The sequence below is a fragment of the Rubidibacter lacunae KORDI 51-2 genome (assembly GCF_000473895.1).
In the GTDB taxonomy this organism is placed as follows: Bacteria; Cyanobacteriota; Cyanobacteriia; order Cyanobacteriales; family Rubidibacteraceae; genus Rubidibacter; species Rubidibacter lacunae.
In genome coordinates this window covers 1-4560 of the sequence record NZ_ASSJ01000038.1, presented here as the reverse complement: position 1 = coordinate 4560, position 4560 = coordinate 1, and the positions used below count along the sequence as shown (strand labels likewise).

Sequence of the window (4560 nt, the reverse complement as noted above, 5' to 3'; positions counted from 1 at the left end):
GAGGCGGTCGTCTTCGCTCCCGCCGTCGAGGTAGTCGTTGCCGTCCCGGCCCCACAGGGTGTCGTCTCCGCTACCGCCGAACAGGGTGTCGTCACCGTTCCCGCCCTCGAGGGTGTCGTTTCCGTTCCCGCCGTGGAGGCGGTCGTCACCGTTCCCGCCGAGGAGGCGGTCGTCGCCGAACCCGCCGGACAGGAAGTCTTTGCCGTCCCCACCGGACAGGAAGTCTTTGCCGTCCCCGCCGTCGAGGTAGTCGTTGCCATTCCCGCCGTCGAGGTAGTCGTTGCCGTACCAGCCGTAAAGTAAGTCGTCGCCACCAAAACCGTAGAGCTTGTCGTCGCCGATCCATCCTTCCAGGTGGTCGTTTCCTCCCCCACCTTCCAGACAACGCCCAATGGGTTTCAGGACATAGGGGGAGATACCTTGTTCGACAGTGTATTTGGGAGCGTCATTAAATAGGTAATCAATCATTGTTTTGCTCCTGGTTGAAAGAGGCTGAACGAGAGAAGGCTGCAAACGCCGAATGGCATAGAGTCAGTGGCTGGAGTCGTTGTAGACTAATCACATCTTTCTAGATTTTGTGGTGTTGATTGGGATTCAACTCACACCCTTAGTTTCGCAAGCTCGCAGGAATCTGACGAGGATCGCAGCCGCAAATTGAATTGATTTCTTCTTACATCGGAAGTAATTCGTATCTTGTTTTTAGCCCGATCGGGCCCTTGCCAAGAAGTGACACCAGGCAACTTGCGATCGCCCGAATCAAAAGGCGCAGGTCGCGTTGTAGTTGGGATGAATGCAGAGGGCGAACAGATCTGTCGTCCAGGGTCGTGCAAAAGCAAAGCCTTTGCCAGAACTGGTATCCAGACGCTCATACAATCGCAGGTGGTCCAGTTTGCCCTACGGGTAATAAAGGGCGCGAGATCCGATCGCTCGCACCCTCAACGAGTGAACGGATTACGGAGCGATCGCCGAGTGCAGAGCGTCCGATCGCGATCGCTCGCAGTCGGTTTTCTGTCAGGAGCTGCTGAGGGGCAGAATACCGAGCTTTAGAGTGTCCCACAACGGAGATGCAGTGCGATCGCGACTCGGGACAGTCACAGCTCGGCTTCGTTGCTACAGTGGTAAGAACCTCGTGCGTTGCCGTCAAGTTTCAGGAGTTTATCGCTACCAACGACAAAGCTCAAGTGACCGCGCAGGACGTGTGAGCGGTGTGCACTGGATAATTGAGAGTTCCACCGAGCACTGAAGCCGTTTACGGGCATCGAGCGATGTCAGTGCCGTAAGAGTCATATCCAGCGCAACTATATCGCCTGCGCCCTGCTGGTGTGGGGGCGGTTGAAGGAGATTGCGTTACGCGCCGGGCAAACGGTGTATGAGCTGAAGCAAGGTTCGCTGTCGGACTCCCTGCTCGAGCAAATCAAACGTCTATCAATCGCTCTGGCTTTTGCGTAAGCCCTGAATTTTCGTAAGTCCTGAAATAGTATCGATTTTCTGAAGCAAGCGGTAAGTTGGCAGTGCTTGAGCAGGGTGCAATCCCCAAGCGCTTGCAAAAAGTCTCCGACTTCACGGTCGGAGACTCAAAACGAAGCTGAAACGGCGCCGAGATGGACGGCCGTCTCGACTCCGATTACACCGTCGTAAAGTAATCAGCCGTCAAGGCAATTGCCGTCGTATCTTCCACGACTGCGATCAAGTCGCCGCTCTGGAAAATCGCCGTGTCTAGAGCTGCAGACCCCCCGTAGTTGAGGCTTTGGTCGAGGCTGTAATCGCTGAGATCGCCGTGGATCTGGATCGTGTCTTCGCTGGCGGGCAAATCGCTGGTGAAGTCAGTGATGTGGGCGTGCCCGAACCCCAGGTAGAATGCGCCGCCGAGATCGCCCAGAACGAACGTATCGGAGCCGGCACCGCCCGTGAGCGTGTCGTACTCGGAACCGCTGTCGCCGAAGCCAACCAGCATATCGTTCCCGGCACCGCCGTAGAGTTCGTCGCTGCCGTCCTCTCCGAAGAGGCGGTCGTCGCCGTTCTCGCCGTACAGGTCGTCGCCGCCGTCGCCGCCGTACAGGTCGTCGTTATCGTCATGGCCGAACAGGTCGTCGTTGCCGCTCCCGCCGTACAGGTCGTCGTTGCCGTTCTCACCGAAGAGGCGGTCGTTGCCGCCCTCGCCGTAGAGGCGGTCGTCGCCGTTTCCGCCGTACAGGTCGTCGTTGCCGCTCCCGCCGAAGAGTTCGTCGCTGCCGTCCTCACCGAAGAGGCGGTCGTCGCCGTTTCCGCCGTACAAGTCGTCGCTGCCGCTCCCGCCGGAGAGGTCGTCGCTGCCGTCCTGACCGTAGAGGCGGTCGTCGCCGTTCCCGCCAGACAGGTTGTCGTTCCCGTCTTCACCGAAGAGGCGGTCGTCGCCGTTCCCGCCAGACAGGTTGTCGTTCCCGGCACCGCCGGAGAGTTCGTCGCTGCCGTCTTCACCGAAGAGGCGGTCGTCGCCGTTCCCGCCAGACAGGTTGTCGTTCCCGGCACCGCCGTAAAGGTCGTCGTCGTCGCCCCCGCCGTAAAGGAAGTCGTCGTCGTTGCCGCCGTAAAGGAAGTCGTTGCCGTCCTGACCGTGCAGGTGGTCGTTACCGTCCTCGCCGGACAGGCGGTCGCTGCCTGCATGACCGTACAGGTCGTCGTTGCCCTCCTGACCGTAGAGGAAGTCGTCGCCGTTTTCGCCCCACAGTAAATCGTTGCCGTCCTGACCGAACAGGCGGTCGTTGCCGTCTCTGCCGGCTAGGTAGTCGTCGCCTGCATGACCGTACAGGTGGTCGTTACCGTTCCCGCCGAACAGGCGGTCGTTGCCGTTCCCGCCGAACAGGCGGTCGTTGCCGTCCTCGCCGAAAAGTTCGTCGTTGCCGTCATGACCGTACAGGTCGTCGTCGTCGCCCCCGCCGTAAAGGAGGTCGACGCCGTTATGACCGTAGAGGAGGTCGTTGCCGTCGTTACCGTAGAGGAGGTCGTTGCCGTCGTCGCCGTAAAGTTCGTCGTCGCCGTTCCCGCCGTAAAGTTCGTCGTCGCCATTCCAGCCAGCCAGTTCGTCGTTGCCGTCCTGACCGAACAGTCGGTCGTTGCCGGTCTCGCCGAACAGTCTATCCTCGCCGTCCCCACCCCACAGTTCGTCGTCGTCGCCGCCGCCGGCCAGTTCGTCGTTGCCATTTTCGCCGCGCAGGGTGTCGATGCCGTTCCCGCCGTAGAGGGTGTCGTTGTCGTTCCCGCCCCACAGTTCGTCGTCTCCGTCCTCGCCGTAGAGGCGGTCGTTGCCGTCCTGACCGGACATTGCGTCGTTGCCAACCCCGCCGTAGAGGGTGTCGTCACCGTCCCAGCCGTAGAGGGTGTCGTCACCGTCGCCGCCGGACAGGGTGTCGTTACCGGTGTAGCCCTGAAGTTCGTCGTTACCGCTCCCGCCGAAGAGGGCGTCGTCGTCGCCGCCGCCGGACAGGTAGTCGTTACCGCTCCCGCCGTAGAGGGTGTCGTCGCCTCTGCCGCCGCGCAGTTCGTCGTTGCCGTCATGACCGAACAGGTCGTCGTTGCCGGCATGACCGTACAGTTTGTCGTTGCCGTTCCCGCCATGCAGTTCGTCGTTGCCGTTCCCGCCGTGCAGGATGACGTCGCCGTCCTTTGCGATCGGGATGAAGTCAACGCCCTGACCGGGCAGGCGATCGCTGCCAGCATCGCCCAAAAATAAGTTGCTAGCAGCATTTCCGATAACGGTATCTTTCCCGGACCCGCTGTCGGCGTTTTCGATAGGGATGTTGATGGCGATCGCCTGGTTGTCTGCAGCATCCCCCTCAGCGTATGAGCCGACGCTGCGGAATGTGCTCGGATTCAGGTTGATGACGGCATCTCGGGTTTGAATGTTGGTGTCAGTGCCACCCGGGACTATGCCGCGCCCCCAAAAGATCGGGTTTTCAAGCCAGGATTCTTGGGCGTCGAAGAATTTGGCGTGGTTAGCAATCATAGTTTTTCTTCTGGTTGCGAGGGGTTGAACGAGCTGAGAGTGCAAACGAAGAATGGCATCGAGTCAGAAGCTGGAGTCGTTTTAGACTCATCACAACATTTAGATTTTGTGGTGTTGCTTGGGATTCAACCACACCTTTAGTGTCGCAAGCTCGCAGGAATTTGACGAGGATCGCGGTCGCACATTGAATTGATTTTTTCTCACGTCGGGAGTAATTCGTGTCTTGTTTTTAGCCCGATCGCGCTCTTGCAATCTAGTGACACAAGCCAACTTGCGATCGCCCGAATCAACTGGCACCAGTCCCGTTGCAGTTGGGATGACTTTAGGAAGGCTAACGGATCTATCGCGCAGGGACGTGAAAAATTGAACCCCTGCCAGAACTGAGGTCCAGACGCTCGTCCGAACGCGGACAGTCCTTTTTGCTTCAGGGGTTACAAGTGCTGCGAGATCCGATCGCTCGCACCCTTAACAAGCGATCGCCTTACAGTGCGATCGCAGACCGCAGAGCGTCCGATCGCGATCGCCTCCTACGAGTTGCTCGTTACCGGGAGCGATCGCGCATAGAAAGACTCTTCAGG

General features: G+C 59.2%; 2 protein-coding genes. Both read right to left on the bottom strand.

The window, feature by feature from the left end:
* A partial coding sequence (locus KR51_RS06620; RefSeq protein WP_022606120.1) for a calcium-binding protein occupies positions 1–468 on the bottom strand: 468 nt, incomplete at its 3' end.
* Between the two features lie 1156 nt (positions 469–1624).
* Positions 1625–3982, bottom strand: coding sequence for a calcium-binding protein (locus tag KR51_RS20920; protein ID WP_022606119.1), 2358 nt, complete (start codon positions 3980–3982; stop codon positions 1625–1627).
* Positions 3983–4560 lie beyond the last annotated feature (578 nt).